This is a genomic window from Ancylobacter sp. IITR112, from assembly GCF_041415945.1.
Taxonomy (GTDB): Bacteria; Pseudomonadota; Alphaproteobacteria; order Rhizobiales; family Xanthobacteraceae; genus Ancylobacter.
Map to the genome: position 1 here is coordinate 965,129 of NZ_JBGCUS010000001.1, position 13,600 is coordinate 978,728.

Below are 13,600 nucleotides of genomic sequence, written 5' to 3' on the forward strand. Positions count from 1 at the left end.
CCGGTTGTCCTCAGCGAGGATGTCTCAAGATGCGCGATTGTGAGGGCGGGGCGGCGGAGGTAGTTTGTGCGCATTGTTTCTTTGGGGGATGAGTCCATGACCAGATCCGTTGCCGCCAGGCTCACTGTCGTCGCCTTCGTTGCGCTCATCGCGGCGGGCTGCACCACGACCGAGCGCCGGACCGGAACCGGTGCGCTGATCGGCGCCGGCACCGGCGCGGTGATCGGCGGCATCGCTGGCGGTGGCACCGGCGCGGCCTGGGGCGCCGGCATCGGCGCGGTGGCCGGCGGCGCCATCGGCGCGGCGACCGCAAACTAGGCGTTCGGGAACGCGCTCCCGAGGCGCGGCGCCGTCCCTTGCGTAAGGGGCGGCGCCGCGAAGGAGATGAGTGTGACGGTCACCATCTACGGCATCAAGAACTGCGACACGATGAAGAAGGCGCGCGTCTGGCTGGACGGGCGGGGCGTGGCCTATGTCTTTCACGACTACAAGACCGCCGGCATCGACGCCGCTCGGCTGAACGCATGGGCGGGCAAGGTCGGCTGGGAGGTTCTGCTCAACCGCGCCGGGACCACCTTCCGCAGGCTCTCCGAGGCGGAGAAGGCCGATCTTGACGAGGGGAGGGCGCTGGCCCTGATGCAGGCGCAGCCCTCGCTGATCAAGCGGCCGGTGCTGGAGGCCGACGGCGCGCTGCTGGTCGGCTTCAGGCCGGAAGCCTACGAAGCACAGTTCGGCTGAACCGAGCTTCGCGCGGTTGTCGGTCGGGCGATGGCGACGCCGCGCCGTCTGCCGCGCGTCCACCCCTTGATCCCGCGCGGCTTCCCTGCCACATCGGCGGTCATGAACGCATTCTCCAATTCCGCTGCCTCGCCGATCGCCACCGAGGTCGCGCGCCGGCGCACCTTCGCGATCATCTCGCATCCCGATGCGGGCAAGACCACGCTGACCGAAAAGCTGCTGCTGTTCGGCGGCGCGATCCAGCTCGCCGGCCAGGTGCGGGCGAAGAAGGACCGGCGCTCCACCCGCTCGGACTGGATGGCGATCGAGCGCGAGCGCGGCATCTCGGTCGCCACCTCGGTGATGACCTTCGAGTTCGGCGGCCATGTTTTCAACCTGCTGGACACGCCGGGCCATGAAGATTTCTCGGAAGACACCTACCGCACGCTGACGGCGGTTGACGCGGCGGTGATGGTGATCGACGCCGCCAAGGGCATCGAGGCGCGCACGCGCAAGCTGCTGGAAGTGTGCCGCCTGCGCGACATCCCGATCATCACCTTCATCAACAAGATGGACCGCGAGAGCCGCGATCCGTTCGAGATTCTCGACGAGATCGAGAAGACGCTGGCGCTCGACACCACGCCGATGACCTGGCCGGTGGGGCAGGGGCGCGACTTCGTCGGCACCATGGACATCGCCACCGGCGGCATGCGGCTGCTCGATGGCGACGAGGGCAAGACCGGGCCGCTGCGCCAGATGAGCATGGCGCAGATCGCCGCGCTGAATGTCACGCTGGACGAGGAGAATCTGGCCGAGGAACTCGGACTGGTGCGTGAGGTCTGCAACAGCTTCGACATTCAGGCTTTCCTCGAAGGCCATCTGACGCCGGTCTATTTCGGTTCGGCGCTGCGCAATTTCGGCGTCGGCGACCTGTTGGAAGGGCTCGGCCGCTACGCCCCGCCGCCGCGCGCACAGCAGGCGGACAAGCGCAAGGTGGAGGCCGAGGAAGCGCGCATGACGGCGTTCGTGTTCAAGATCCAGGCGAACATGGACCCGAACCACCGCGACCGTATCGCCTTTGCCCGGCTGTGCTCGGGCAAACTGCAGCGCGGGATGAAGGCCAAGCTGGTGCGCACCGGCAAGCCGATGAGCCTCGCCACCCCGCAATTCTTCTTCGCGCAGGACCGCCAACTGGCGGAGGAAGCCTATGCCGGCGATGTCGTCGGCATTCCCAATCATGGCAATCTGCGTATCGGCGACACGCTGACCGAGGGCGAGGACATCAATTTCGTCGGCGTGCCGTCCTTCGCGCCGGAAATCCTGCGCCGGGTGAAACTGCCGGACGCGATGAAGGCGAAGAAGCTGAAGCAGGCGCTGCAGGAAATGGCGGAAGAAGGGGTTGTGCAGGTGTTCCGCCCGACCGATGGCTCGCCCGCGCTGGTCGGCGTCGTCGGCCCGCTGCAGCTCGATGTGCTGAAGAACCGGCTGGAGGCCGAATACGGCCTGGAAGTCGGATTCGACATGTCGGAGTTCCAACTCGCCCGCTGGGTGTCGTCGGAAGACCCGAAGAAGCTCGATGATTTCGCCGCCGGAAACCGGCTGTCGACGGCGGAAGACCTCGATGGCGACCTCGTCTTCCTCAGCCCTTCGGCCTTCATGATCGGCTACACCGGCGATCGCTGGCCGGGCATCGTGTTCACCGATGTGAAGGACGTGAAGAAGGCGGCGTGAGCCGCGCGCATTTCACGCCGCGGGTTCAGCGCGTGACCACGATGCGGGTATTGGCGCGGCCATATTCGCTCACCAGCGCGAACAGCGCCCGGGCATTGTTCGGGTGCAGTCGTACGCAGCCATGCGAGGCCGGGCGGCCGAGCCGCGAAACGGCATCCGTGCCATGGATCGCCCAGCCCTTGTGGAAGAAGATGGCATAGGGCATCGGCGCGTTGTCGTATTTGCGCGAGAAATAGCGCTTGTGCATACGCTCGGGCCGGTAGGTGCCGAGCGGGGTGCGGTAGCCCTTCCGGGCGGTGGACACCGCCCAGCTATGGCGCTCCACGCCGGCCACCCGCACCACCATGCGCTGGCGCGCAAGGCTGATTTCCACCTGAACATCGGGCGGGGGCGCCGCTTCCAGCGGCGCGGGCAGCGGCCCTATCGAGGCAGCCTGTGTCGGCGGCGCGGCGGGAGCGGTGGCGGCCGGTGGCGTGGTCGAGACAGCGGGAGCGGACAGGGCCCCCGGCGTCGCGCTCGAAGCCGGGCTCATCTCCGGCGGTGCCGCGACCGTCGCCTGCGTTGTCGGGGCTTGCATTGCCGGAACTGTCGTCTCAGCCGCTCCGGTGGCGGCCCCGGCCGAGCCCGGCAGCAGCAGCAACACGCCCAGCGCCACAATTCCCAGAATGGCGTTCATTCCGGCTTCCCCCGCACCGATGGTGTCAGCAGTGTGACACGCGGCTCCCGCAAGCGGGAGTGCGGAGACGGCTTATGGTTGACATATCCTGGTGCGAGCCGCAGCGTGGCCGCGCCAAGCGGGCGGGCCGGGACAAAAAGTCGACCCCCGCCCGGATGGCGCCGCGCCTGGAAACGCTCTAGCGTGCGCGCCGTCACACGGGGAGGATGATCATGATCCTGATGCTGGCGGGGCTTGCCCTGTTCGTCGCCATCCACATTGTCGCCGCACGGCGCAAGATGGCCGGCGCCCTGACGGCGCAACTCGGCACCACCACCTACCGGCTCGTTCACGGCGTCCTGGCGATCATTGGTGTGCTGATGATCGCTTATGGATTCGGCCAATGGCGGGCGGCGGGGCCGGCCCAGCTTTATGATCCGCCTGTCGGCCTGCGCCACCTTGCGCTGCTGCTCATGCTGTTCTCGTCCATCTTCGCCGTGGCGGCACTGGTGCCGAGCCATATCAAGGCGTGGCTGAAATTTCCCTTCCTGGTCGCCATCAAGACGTGGGCGCTGGCGCATCTTCTCGCCAATGGCGACGCTGCGACGGTGACGTTGGCGGTGGTGATTCTCGCATGGGCGGTGGTGCTGCGGATCATGGCCAAGCGACGGGCGGCGCCGCTGCCGGTGGCCCCGCGCCACTGGTGGGGCGATCTCGTTGCGGTCGGCTTGGGTGTCGTGCTTTATGCCTTCCTCTCCTTCTGGTTCCACCCCTACATCGTCGGGGTGCCGGTGATGGGCTGACCATCCAAGAGGTCAAGCTGTTGCCGGAAAACGAGGAAATCGCCTGAAATGTCCGTCCAGTCCGCCGCCCGCCGCCTTACCGCTCCGGATATCCGTGCGAGGAAGGGCGGCGAGCCGATCGTGTCGCTGACCGCCTACCATGCCCATACGGCCCGTCTTATCGACCCGCATGTCGACTTCATGCTGGTGGGCGATTCGCTCGGCATGGTGATGCACGGCATGGAGACCACCGTGCCGGTGACGGTCGACATGATGATCCTGCAGGGGCAGGCGGTGATGCGCGGCTCGGCGCGGGCGCTGGTGGTGGTGGACCTGCCCTTCGGTTCCTATGAGGGGTCGCCGCAGCAGGCTTTCGCCACCGCCGCACGGGTGCTGAAGGAGAGCGGCGCTGGCGCCGTGAAGCTGGAAGGCGGGCGCCGCATGGCCGAGACGGTGCGCTTTCTCGCCGATCGCGGCGTGCCGGTGATGGGCCATGTCGGTCTGACCCCGCAGGCGATCAACACGCTCGGCTCTTTCAAGGCGCTGGGACGCGATGAGGCCAGCGCGGCGCTGATTCTCGACGACGCCCGCTCCATCGCCGATGCGGGCGCCTTCTCCATCGTGCTGGAGGCGATCTCCGAGCCGCTCGCCCGGCAGATCACGCAGGAGGTGGCGCCGCCCACCATCGGCATTGGTGGCTCCCCCGCCTGTGACGGGCAGATTCTCGTGCTGGAAGACATGCTCGGCCTGTCCGACCGGGTCCCCCGTTTCGTCAAGAAGTTCGCCGAAATCGGGCCCGCCATCGGCGCCGCCGTGGAAGCCTATGCCAGCGAGGTGCGCGCGCGCAGCTTCCCCGGCCCGGAGCATGTCTACGCCCCCAAGAAGGGATAGGCGGCGTCTTTCCGGGGCAAAGCGCGGCGCCGCCCGGTCCGCCGCGCGATTTGCCTTGTTCAAGCCGCATCGGTAGTTTACGCGGCCCTTTCCAGTACCGGCCCCGCCTTGTTGCGGCGGCTCGCGACGAGTTGCTCACGGACGTTTCATGGCTGACATCTTCAACGAGATCGACGAGGACCTGCGCCGCGAGCGTTTCGGCCGCCTGTGGACCCGGTATGGCGGCTTTGTCATCGGCTTGGCCGTGCTCATCGTCGTCGCCGTCGCCGGCTGGCGCGGCTATGAGTGGTGGAAGCTGCAGCAGGACCAGGCCGCCGGGGCGCAGTTCGAGGCGGCACAGAAGCTCGCCGCCGAGGGCAAGACCGCCGAGGCGCAGGCCGCTTTTGTTGCGCTGGAGAAGGACGGCACCAGCGGCTATCGCCTTCTCGCCCGCTTCCGCGCGGCGGATGAACTGGCCAAGACCGATGCCGCCGCGGCCGTCGCGGATTATGATGGCCTGGCCAAGGATCCCGGCATCAGCCCGCTGATGCAGAATGTCGCGCAGGTGCGTGCCGCGCTGCTGCTGGTGGATAGCGCGCCGCCGTCCCAGATCGAGAGCCGGATGAAGCCGCTCGACACGCCCGAGGGGGCGTTTCGCCACTCCGCCCGCGAGATCATCGGCCTCGCGCAGTATAAGGCGGGCGACTATGCGGCGGCGACCGAGACCTTCACGACCATTCTCAATGACGGACAGACTCCGCCCGGTCTGCGCCGGCGCGCCGATTTGATGCGGACGCTCTCGGCCTCGTCCATGCCAGCCCCCGCCGCAGCGGTGCCCGCCAGCGCTCCGGCGCCTGCCCCGGCCACCGCCCCGGCCACCGCCCCGGCACCTGCCGCCAGCGATGCCGCGCCGCAGGCGGCGCCCGCGCCGGCCGAGCCGGCCCCGGCGGCACCGCCGGCTTCCACTTCCCCTGCGCCGTGAGGAGGTGCTGATGCGCCCTGAGAGGTCCGCTTCCCGTTCCCGTCTGCGCCGCGTGCTGCTTCTGGTGCCGGTGCTCGGCCTCACGCTGGGCGTCGCCGGCTGCGAGACCCTCGATTCGCTGAACCCGTTCGCCGAGCGCGAAAAGCCGCTTCCCGGCGCCCGCCAGCCGGTGTTCCCCGAAGGCGTGCCCGGCATCGACTACAACCAGCCGCCGCCGCAGCCGGCGAATTCGGCTTACAATCCCTATCAGACCGAGCCGCCGGCCGCCGGTGCTGCGGCTGACACCGCGCCGGCGCGATAGGCGGACGGGCGCGGAGGCCCAGCTTTCCCATGACGATGACCGTCGCCATCGTCGGCCGGCCGAATGTCGGCAAGTCGACGCTGTTCAATCGCCTGGTCGGCAAGCGCCTGGCGCTGGTCGACGACCGCCCCGGCGTCACCCGCGACCGGCGCGAGGGTGACGCTCGGCTGGGACATCTCTCCTTCCGCGTCATCGACACGGCGGGACTTGAGGAAGCCAAGGCAGAAACGCTCGAAGGCCGCATGCGCGCGCAGACGGAAGCTGCCATCGCCGACGCCGATGTGCTGCTGTTCCTGATCGACGCCAAGGCCGGCGTCACGCCGAGCGACCGCGCCTTTGGCGAACTGGCGCGGCGCTCGGGCAAGCACACCATTCTGGTTGCCAACAAGGCCGAGGCCAAGGGTTCGCAGGGCGGGACGCTCGATGCTTATTCGCTGGGTCTCGGCGAGCCGGTGGAACTGTCGGCGGAGCATGGCGACGGCATGGCCGATCTCGTCCGCGCGCTCGCCGCCTGCCTGCCGGATGATGACGATGAGGACGAGGAGGCTGACGCAGAAGCCGGGCGCCGCATCCGTGTCGCCGTGCTTGGGCGCCCCAATGCCGGCAAGTCGACGCTGATCAACGCGCTTCTCGGCGAGGACCGGCTGCTGACTGGCCCGGAGGCCGGTATCACCCGCGATTCCATCGCCGTCGATGTCGAGCGTCACGGGGTGGAATTGCGGGTGTTCGATACCGCCGGCATGCGCAAGCGCGCCCGGATCGACGACAAGCTGGAAAAGCTCTCCGTGGCCGACGGCCTGCGCGCGGCCCGCTTCGCCGAGGTCGTCATCGTGCTGATGGACGCGACGCATCCCTTCGAAGAGCAGGATGTGCGTATCGCCGACCTCGTCGAGCGCGAGGGGCGGGCGGTGGTGCTTGCGATCTCCAAATCCGACCTGGTGAAGGACCAGCAGGGCTTCGTCACCCGCATGCGGCAGGAGGCGGATGACCGGTTGCCACAGGTGAAGGGCGCGCCTGTCGTGCTGGTGTCCGGTCTGACCGGCGAAGGGTTGGACCGTCTCGTCCGCGCGGTGCAGCAGGCGCATCAGGTGTGGAACCGCCGCGTCTCCACCAACCCGCTCAACCGCTGGCTGACCGAGACGACGGACCAGCATCCGCCGCCGGCAGTTTCCGGCCGGCGCATCAAGCTGCGCTACATCACCCAGCCAAAGGCGCGACCACCGAGCTTCGTGCTGTTCTGCTCCCGGGCCGACGCGCTGCCGGAGAGCTATGTGCGCTATCTCGTCAACAATCTGCGCACCGCTTTCGATCTGCCGGGCGTGCCGATCCGCCTGACGCTGCGCGAGAAGGACAATCCTTACGCCGAGAAGGACTGACGCAGCCTCGCCACCCGATAGCGGGCTTTGCGCACCATGCTGCGGCGCCAACGCCGGCTGGCCTTGAGCGCCTTGATTAGTGCCATCGCCACGCGAAACGGTTTGTGCGCGCGATAGTGAATTGCACCGAATGTCTGCTCGCGCACATACACCGCCAGCAGCCGCTCCTGCCGGACCATGGGATCCGCCGCGAGCCTCTGGACCCGCGCAGCGTTCGAGGTCGGCGGCGTGGCCAGCATCGCGTCGAGATAGGGTTCCAGCCGGTAGCGCTCCAGCGCCGCATTCTCCAGGCGGCGGGCGAAGCCATCGGCGGCGGGGTAGCCTTCCACGAGTTCCCGGGCCAGCTCGGCCGGCTCCAACCGTCGTTCGCAGCAGCGGCCGGAAAAGTTGAACCATGCGGCCCGGGCAAAAGTGCTGTCGGTGAGATAGCCCGGTCCGCCGAAATGGTCATAGACATAGACGGGCACGCGGGCGACGAGCGCATAGGGGACCGTCTTCCCGATGCTGACCACGAGGTCGCAGCCGCCGATCAGTTCCGGCGTCACCCGTCGCTGCACGCTCTGACGGCCGATATGTTCCACCTTGAGGTCGAGAGCGAGCCGGTCGAGCGCGACTTTCAGCGTCGGATCGAGATGGTTGGTGATGACGGTGATCTTGCGCAGGCGCCGGGTTGCCGGGGGCGCAGGCCGAAAGAAGGCCGAAGGGGCGGAATTGTAGAAGGTGGTTATGGGCGTTGAGAGCCCCAGCCCGTTCAGCGCCTCGGCGGTGGCGTCCGAATTGGCAAAACAGGCATTGGCGAGCAGCCGGTCATGCGTCCAGCCGCCGCTTTCCATGAAACTGCGCCGCCCCAATCTGCCGAAGACAAAAGCAGAGCGTTCGCGCGACGCGGCGTCGACGCGATAGTCGAACAACCCGGCGACCTGATGCTGGAAGTAGACCAGATCATAGGAGAACGGCGCTATGACGCGCGGTTCGGTGATGATGCGCAGACCGAGACGGGAGCGGAAAAGTTCCGCCATCGGCTTGCCCGCGACATTGGCGAACAGCGTCAGCCGATGCCCCCGGCGGGCGAAGTACTCGGCCATCTCCAAGCATATCAACTCTGACCCTGCCATCTCGACGAGATGGTTGGTGCCGATCAGAATGTCCAAAGCGCCACTCTCCCGCGCAGACGCGCGCCTAGGAGGGCATCATGAAACCGCGAAGGCGGCGTGTGGGGAAATCATAGAGTTGACCCGTTTCCTGTACGCCCGGCAGACATAGCGCGAGGATGGCCTGCGCCACGTCGTCCGGGCTCGGCAGCGTCTCCGGGTCCTCGCCGGGAAACGCCTTGGCACGCATGCGGGTGCGGACGGGGCCGGGATTGATCAGGTTCACCTTGAGGCTGGAAATGTTCTCCACCTCCGCTGCCCAGGTGCGCGCCAGCACTTCCACCGCCGCCTTGGTGACGGCATAGGCGCCCCAGAATGGCCGCGCCTTATGGGCGGCGCCTGAGGATACCAGCACGGCGCGTCCGGCTGTTGAGAGCCGCAACAGCGGATCAAGCGAGCGGATGAGCCGCCAATTGGCGGTGAGGTTGACCGCAAGCGTGTCGTTCCACTCCTTCGGCTCGACCTGCGCCAGCGGCGTCAGCGGGCCGAGCACGCCGGCATTGCCGACGAAGACATCGAGCCGGCCGAAGCGCTCGAACAGCGCGCCGCCGAGACGGTCGATGCCCTCGCCATCCTTGATGTCGAGCGGCACCAGCGTGGCCGTCGCGCCGCCGGCGGCGAGGATCGCATCATCGAGTTCTTCCAGCGCACCGCTGGTGCGGCCGACCGCGACGACATGCGCCCCGGCGGCGGAAAGAGCTAGCGCGGTCGCGCGGCCGATGCCGCGGGTGGCGCCGGTAACGAGGGCGATGCGGCCGTCGAGCGGACGCGCAGCAGCTTCGGCCGCGGAAAGGTCGGACATGGCGGTTCCTCGAAGGTTCAGGTGTCGTCGGTCATCACCACGGAGGGCGCGGAACGCCGCGCTGGGCCGTGGAAGACCGCTTCGATATTGTTGCCCTCGGGATCAAGCACGAAGGCGGCGTAGTAGCCGGGGTGATAGGCGCGCAGGCCCGGCGACCCGTTGTCCCGCCCGCCATGGGCAAGGGCAGCGGCGTGGAAGCGGCGCACGGTTTCTTCGTCATTCGCCTGGAAGGCGATATGCGCGCGCCCGGTGGTCGGCACCCCAGGCGAAACGAACAGCTCGTCGGCGAAGAAATAGCCGTCGCCTTCGGTCAGCGGCACGTCGAGAACCGCAAGCACCGCCGCATAGAAGCGGCGGCAGGCCTCATAATCGGTGACGACCAGCGAGATATGGTCGATCAGCCGGCCGCGATGCCATTCGCGCAGCTCGACCATGCCGGTCAGCTTGCCTCGGCCAGCAGGGAGAGCTGGCGCGGAGATACTTCACCGTCGCGATCCGACAACGGGGTGGGGTATTCGCCGGTGAAACAATGGTCGGTGAATTGCGGGCGCAGCGGGTCGCGACCTTCATAGCCCATCGACTTGTAGATGCCGTCAATGGAGAGGAAAGCGAGGCTGTCGGCACCGATATAGCGGCGCATGCCTTCGAGGTCGTGCGTCGCCGCCAGCAGCTTGTCGCGGTCGGGCGTGTCGATGCCGTAATAGTCGGGATGGGTGATGGGCGGCGAGGAGATGCGGAAATGCACCTCACGCGCGCCGGCTTCCCGCATCATCCGCACGATCTTCACCGAGGTCGTGCCGCGCACCAGGCTGTCGTCGATCAGCACGATGCGCTTGCCTTCGACCACCGCGCGATTGGCGGAGTGCTTCATCCGCACGCCCTGGTCGCGTACCGACTGGGTCGGCTGGATGAAGGTGCGCCCGACATAATGGTTGCGGATGATGCCGAGCTCATAGGGAAGGCCCGACGCCTGGGAATAGCCGATGGCTGCCGGCACGCCGGAATCCGGCACCGGCACGACGAGGTCGGCATCCGCCGGCGCTTCACTGGCGAGCTGCATGCCCATGGTCTTGCGCACCTGATAGACCGAGCGGCCGCCGACCACCGAGTCCGGCCGGGCGAAATAGATGTACTCGAAGATGCAGGGGCGCGGCGGCACGCTGCCGAAGGGGCGCAGCGTCTCCACCTTGTCGGAAGAGAAGACGATCACCTCGCCGGGCTCGATGTCCCGCACGTGACGCGCACCAATTATGTCGAGCGCGCAGGTCTCGGAGGTCAGGATCGGGTGGCCGTCGAGCTCGCCGAGCACCAGCGGGCGGATGCCGAGCGGATCGCGGGCGCCGACCAGCTTCTTGTTGGTGAGGCCGACAAAGGCATAGGCGCCTTCCAGCGAGCGCAGCGCGTCGATGAAGCGCTCGGTGAAACGGGCGCGCTTGGAGCGGGCGACGAGGTGGAGCATCACCTCGGTGTCGGAGGTCGACTGGCAGATGGCGCCGTCGCGGATGAGCTGGCGGCGCAGCGTCAGGCCGTTGGTCAGATTGCCATTATGGGCGATGGCGAAGCCGCCGCCATCGAGCTCGGCGAAGAGCGGCTGGACGTTGCGCAGAATGGTTTCGCCCGTGGTCGAATAGCGCACATGGCCGACGGCGATATGGCCGGGCAGGCGCTTGATCGCCTCGCCATCGGAGAAGGCGTCGCTGACCAGGCCAAGACGGCGTTCGGAGTGAAAACGCCTGCCGTCATAGGTGGTTATGCCGGCCGCTTCCTGGCCGCGATGCTGCAGCGCATGCAGACCGAGGGCGGTGATCGCCGCTGCGTCGGGGTGGCCGTAAATGCCGAAAACGCCGCACTCCTCGCGCAGCGTGTCCCCGTAGTCGTCGTAGAAATCGCCGGGCTGCGCCGATTTCGACGCCACGTGATCACCCATCAGATCGGCCATAGGATCTTCGCTCCTCGGCGCAGGTCAAGGCTGCGCCCGCTCCACTCTGCTCAAAAGCAACTGTGCCCGGGACGCTTGGCGCACGGGCGCGGTCGAATTAAGGCGCCGACGGCGTCACCGGGCTCGGCGTGGCCGGCGCGCTGCCCGGTGCGACGGGCTCAGGCGGCGGCTCGGTCGGCTCAGCATCCTTCGAGCTGCGCATCTCGCGGATGAGGCTCTCAGGATCTTCCGGCAGGATGGAGATGAGCCAGTCACCCGCACTTTGCAAGACCACCTTGGTGCGCGCGTCGCGAATCCACTCCGGCTGGCCCTGCTCGTTCTGGACCAGCCAGTTGAAGAACAGGAAGGCCACAATCATGATGAGGAAGCCACGCGCGAGGCCGAAGAGGAAACCGAGGGTGCGGTCCAGCGCGCCGATGCGGCTGTCGAGCACGAGGTCGGAAATCCGCACCGTGATGATGGAGACGATCAGCAGGGTGACGATGAACAGCGAGCCAACGGTCGCCGCCATCGCGAAGGTTTCGTTGCTGATGTACTGCTTGGCGAAGGGCAGGGCGTGCGGATAGGCGTAGAGCGTTACCAGGGCCGCCGCGACCCAGGAGACGATGGCGAAGACCTCGCGTACGAAGCCCCGGACCATGGCGAGGAGGCCGGATACAACCATCACGGCGATCAGGATGATGTCGAGGAGCGTCAAGACGATATCACCGTGGTGGGGCTGGCCTTCGAGCGAAAGCGCAGCGAATCAAGACTGATCCGGCCTCGCAATGGGCCGCGCGAGGTATAGCGCGGGGAGGCCTGCGCGTCATCCCTCTTGCGGCTTCCCGCCGCCCCGGCGCGCCCCCTTGGCGGCGATGGTGGCGACGATATCCCCAAGTGAGGCGATGGCGTCGACCGCCAGCGGCGGCTCGCCCGCCTCGCGCCCACTTGCCCCTCCGCTCTTGGCTGCCGCGCCTTTCGCCGCCGGCGCCACGGCGCGGGTGAAGCCGAGCTTCGCCGCCTCCTTCAGCCGCGCAACCGCATGCGGCACCGCGCGCACCGCGCCGGTGAGGCTGACCTCACCGAAATAGACGCTGTCGGGCGGCAGCACCGCGCCGGACAGCGAGGAAATGAGCGCCGCCGCCACGGCGACATCCGCCGCCGGCTCGCTGATGCGGAAGCCGCCGGCGACGTTGAGATGCACGTCATGCGCGCCGAGCTTGATGCCGCAGCGTGCTTCCAGCACGGCGAGCACCATGGACAGGCGGCTGGGGTCCCAGCCTACCACCGCCCGGCGCGGCGTGCCGAGGCTGGTCGGCACGACAAGCGCCTGGATTTCCACCAGCACCGGCCGGGTGCCTTCCATGCCGGCATAGACCGCCGTGCCTGGGGCGCCGCTGTCGCGGTTGGACAGGAACAGGGCGGAGGGGTTGGCCACCTCGGCGAGGCCGAGGCCGGTCATCTCGAACACGCCGATCTCGTCGGTGGGGCCGAAGCGGTTCTTCTGGGCCCGCAGGATACGAAAGTGATGGGCGCCGTCGCCCTCAAAGGAGAGCACAGCGTCGACCATGTGCTCGACCACGCGGGGGCCGGCGATCTGGCCGTCCTTGGTCACGTGGCCGACCAGAATGACGGCGGCGCCGGCGCGCTTGGCGTAGCGAATGAGGATCTGCGCCGAGGAGCGCACCTGCGTCACCGTGCCGGGCGCGGATTCCACCGTGTCGGTCCACATGGTCTGGATCGAGTCGATCACCACCAGTGCCGGGCGGCGCCCTTCGGAGAGGGTGGCGACGATGTCCTCCACATTAGTCTCGGCCGCAAGTTCCACCGGCGCGCCGGAGAGGCCGAGCCGTTCCGCGCGCAGGCGCACCTGCGCCACGGCTTCTTCGCCCGAAACATAGATGATGCGGTGCCCGGCGCCTGCCAGCTTCGCCGAGGCCTGGATCAGCAGCGTCGACTTGCCTATGCCGGGGTCGCCGCCGATCAGCAGCACCGAGCCGGGCACGATGCCGCCGCCGGCCACCCGGTCGAGTTCGGAAATGCCGACCTGCACCCGGGGGGCGTCCTCCGAGGTGCCGGTGAGGCTTTCCAGCGCGATCAACCGCCCCCGCCGTCCACCGCGCAGCGTGGCCGGCATGGTGTCGGCCGCCGTGGTTTCCTCGGCGATCGAGTTCCATGCGCCGCAGGAATCGCAGCGGCCCTGCCAGCGCGCATGAACGGCGCCGCAAATCTGACAGAGGAAACTCGTGCTGCGCTTGGCCATGGCGAACGACATCCGGCGGGGAGAGGCTCCCCGGTTCTAGCGCGAGAACAAA

The 13,600-nt window shown here is 67.8% G+C and carries 15 protein-coding genes; 8 read left to right on the forward strand and 7 right to left on the reverse strand.

What is annotated here, in order from left to right:
* Positions 1–96 precede the first annotated feature (96 nt).
* The 3 genes from AAC979_RS04370 to AAC979_RS04380 all read left to right on the forward strand — a co-directional run bounded on the left by AAC979_RS04370 (position 97) and on the right by AAC979_RS04380 (position 2,448).
* Complete coding sequence (locus tag AAC979_RS04370; RefSeq protein ID WP_371345604.1) at positions 97–318, forward strand: YMGG-like glycine zipper-containing protein; 222 nt, start codon at positions 97–99, stop codon at positions 316–318.
* A gap of 72 nt (positions 319–390) precedes the next feature.
* On the forward strand, positions 391–738 hold the full coding sequence (locus tag AAC979_RS04375; RefSeq protein WP_371345605.1) for an ArsC family reductase: 348 nt from the start codon (positions 391–393) through the stop codon (positions 736–738).
* Between the two features lie 102 nt (positions 739–840).
* Positions 841–2,448 (forward strand): peptide chain release factor 3, encoded by a 1,608-nt coding sequence (locus AAC979_RS04380; protein ID WP_371345606.1) that lies wholly within the window; start codon positions 841–843, stop codon positions 2,446–2,448.
* Between the two features lie 25 nt (positions 2,449–2,473).
* On the opposite strand, the gene AAC979_RS04385 is transcribed toward AAC979_RS04380, so the two are convergent.
* Complete coding sequence (locus AAC979_RS04385) at positions 2,474–3,124, reverse strand: L,D-transpeptidase (RefSeq protein WP_371345607.1); 651 nt, start codon at positions 3,122–3,124, stop codon at positions 2,474–2,476.
* 212 nt (positions 3,125–3,336) lie between these two features.
* Here AAC979_RS04385 and AAC979_RS04390 point away from each other — a divergent pair, with 212 nt between their 5' ends.
* From AAC979_RS04390 to der, 5 genes are all read left to right on the forward strand, one after another.
* Complete coding sequence (locus AAC979_RS04390; protein ID WP_371345609.1) at positions 3,337–3,906, forward strand: NnrU family protein; 570 nt, start codon at positions 3,337–3,339, stop codon at positions 3,904–3,906.
* Positions 3,907–3,954: 48 nt separating this feature from the next.
* Entirely contained in the window at positions 3,955–4,776 is an 822-nt protein-coding gene (panB, locus tag AAC979_RS04395) for a 3-methyl-2-oxobutanoate hydroxymethyltransferase (RefSeq protein ID WP_371345611.1), read from the forward strand.
* Positions 4,777–4,924: 148 nt separating this feature from the next.
* Positions 4,925–5,737: a tetratricopeptide repeat protein gene (locus tag AAC979_RS04400; protein ID WP_371345612.1), complete on the forward strand. Its 813-nt coding sequence runs from the start codon at positions 4,925–4,927 to the stop codon at positions 5,735–5,737.
* Positions 5,738–5,747: 10 nt separating this feature from the next.
* A complete protein-coding gene (locus AAC979_RS04405) occupies positions 5,748–6,038 on the forward strand; it encodes a hypothetical protein (protein ID WP_371345613.1) in 291 nt (96 codons plus the stop codon).
* Positions 6,039–6,067: 29 nt separating this feature from the next.
* Positions 6,068–7,414, forward strand: coding sequence for a ribosome biogenesis GTPase Der (der, locus tag AAC979_RS04410; protein WP_371345614.1), 1,347 nt, complete (start codon positions 6,068–6,070; stop codon positions 7,412–7,414).
* Here der and AAC979_RS04415 read toward each other — a convergent pair.
* The 6 genes from AAC979_RS04415 to radA form a co-directional block, all read right to left on the reverse strand.
* Complete coding sequence (locus AAC979_RS04415) at positions 7,396–8,565, reverse strand: hypothetical protein (protein WP_371345616.1); 1,170 nt, start codon at positions 8,563–8,565, stop codon at positions 7,396–7,398. The genes der and AAC979_RS04415 overlap by 19 nt on opposite strands.
* Positions 8,566–8,593: 28 nt before the next feature.
* Positions 8,594–9,367 carry an SDR family NAD(P)-dependent oxidoreductase gene (locus AAC979_RS04420; RefSeq protein ID WP_371345618.1) on the reverse strand — a complete coding sequence of 258 codons (774 nt, stop codon included), beginning with the start codon at positions 9,365–9,367 and terminating at the stop codon, positions 8,594–8,596.
* A 17-nt stretch (positions 9,368–9,384) separates the two neighbouring features.
* Positions 9,385–9,801 (reverse strand): VOC family protein, encoded by a 417-nt coding sequence (locus AAC979_RS04425; protein ID WP_371345620.1) that lies wholly within the window; start codon positions 9,799–9,801, stop codon positions 9,385–9,387.
* A 5-nt stretch (positions 9,802–9,806) separates the two neighbouring features.
* Positions 9,807–11,306 carry an amidophosphoribosyltransferase gene (gene purF, locus AAC979_RS04430; protein WP_371345622.1) on the reverse strand — a complete coding sequence of 500 codons (1,500 nt, stop codon included), beginning with the start codon at positions 11,304–11,306 and terminating at the stop codon, positions 9,807–9,809.
* A gap of 97 nt (positions 11,307–11,403) precedes the next feature.
* A complete protein-coding gene (locus tag AAC979_RS04435; protein ID WP_371345623.1) occupies positions 11,404–12,003 on the reverse strand; it encodes a CvpA family protein in 600 nt (199 codons plus the stop codon).
* A 108-nt stretch (positions 12,004–12,111) separates the two neighbouring features.
* On the reverse strand, positions 12,112–13,548 hold the full coding sequence (gene radA / locus AAC979_RS04440; protein WP_371345624.1) for a DNA repair protein RadA: 1,437 nt from the start codon (positions 13,546–13,548) through the stop codon (positions 12,112–12,114).
* Positions 13,549–13,600 lie beyond the last annotated feature (52 nt).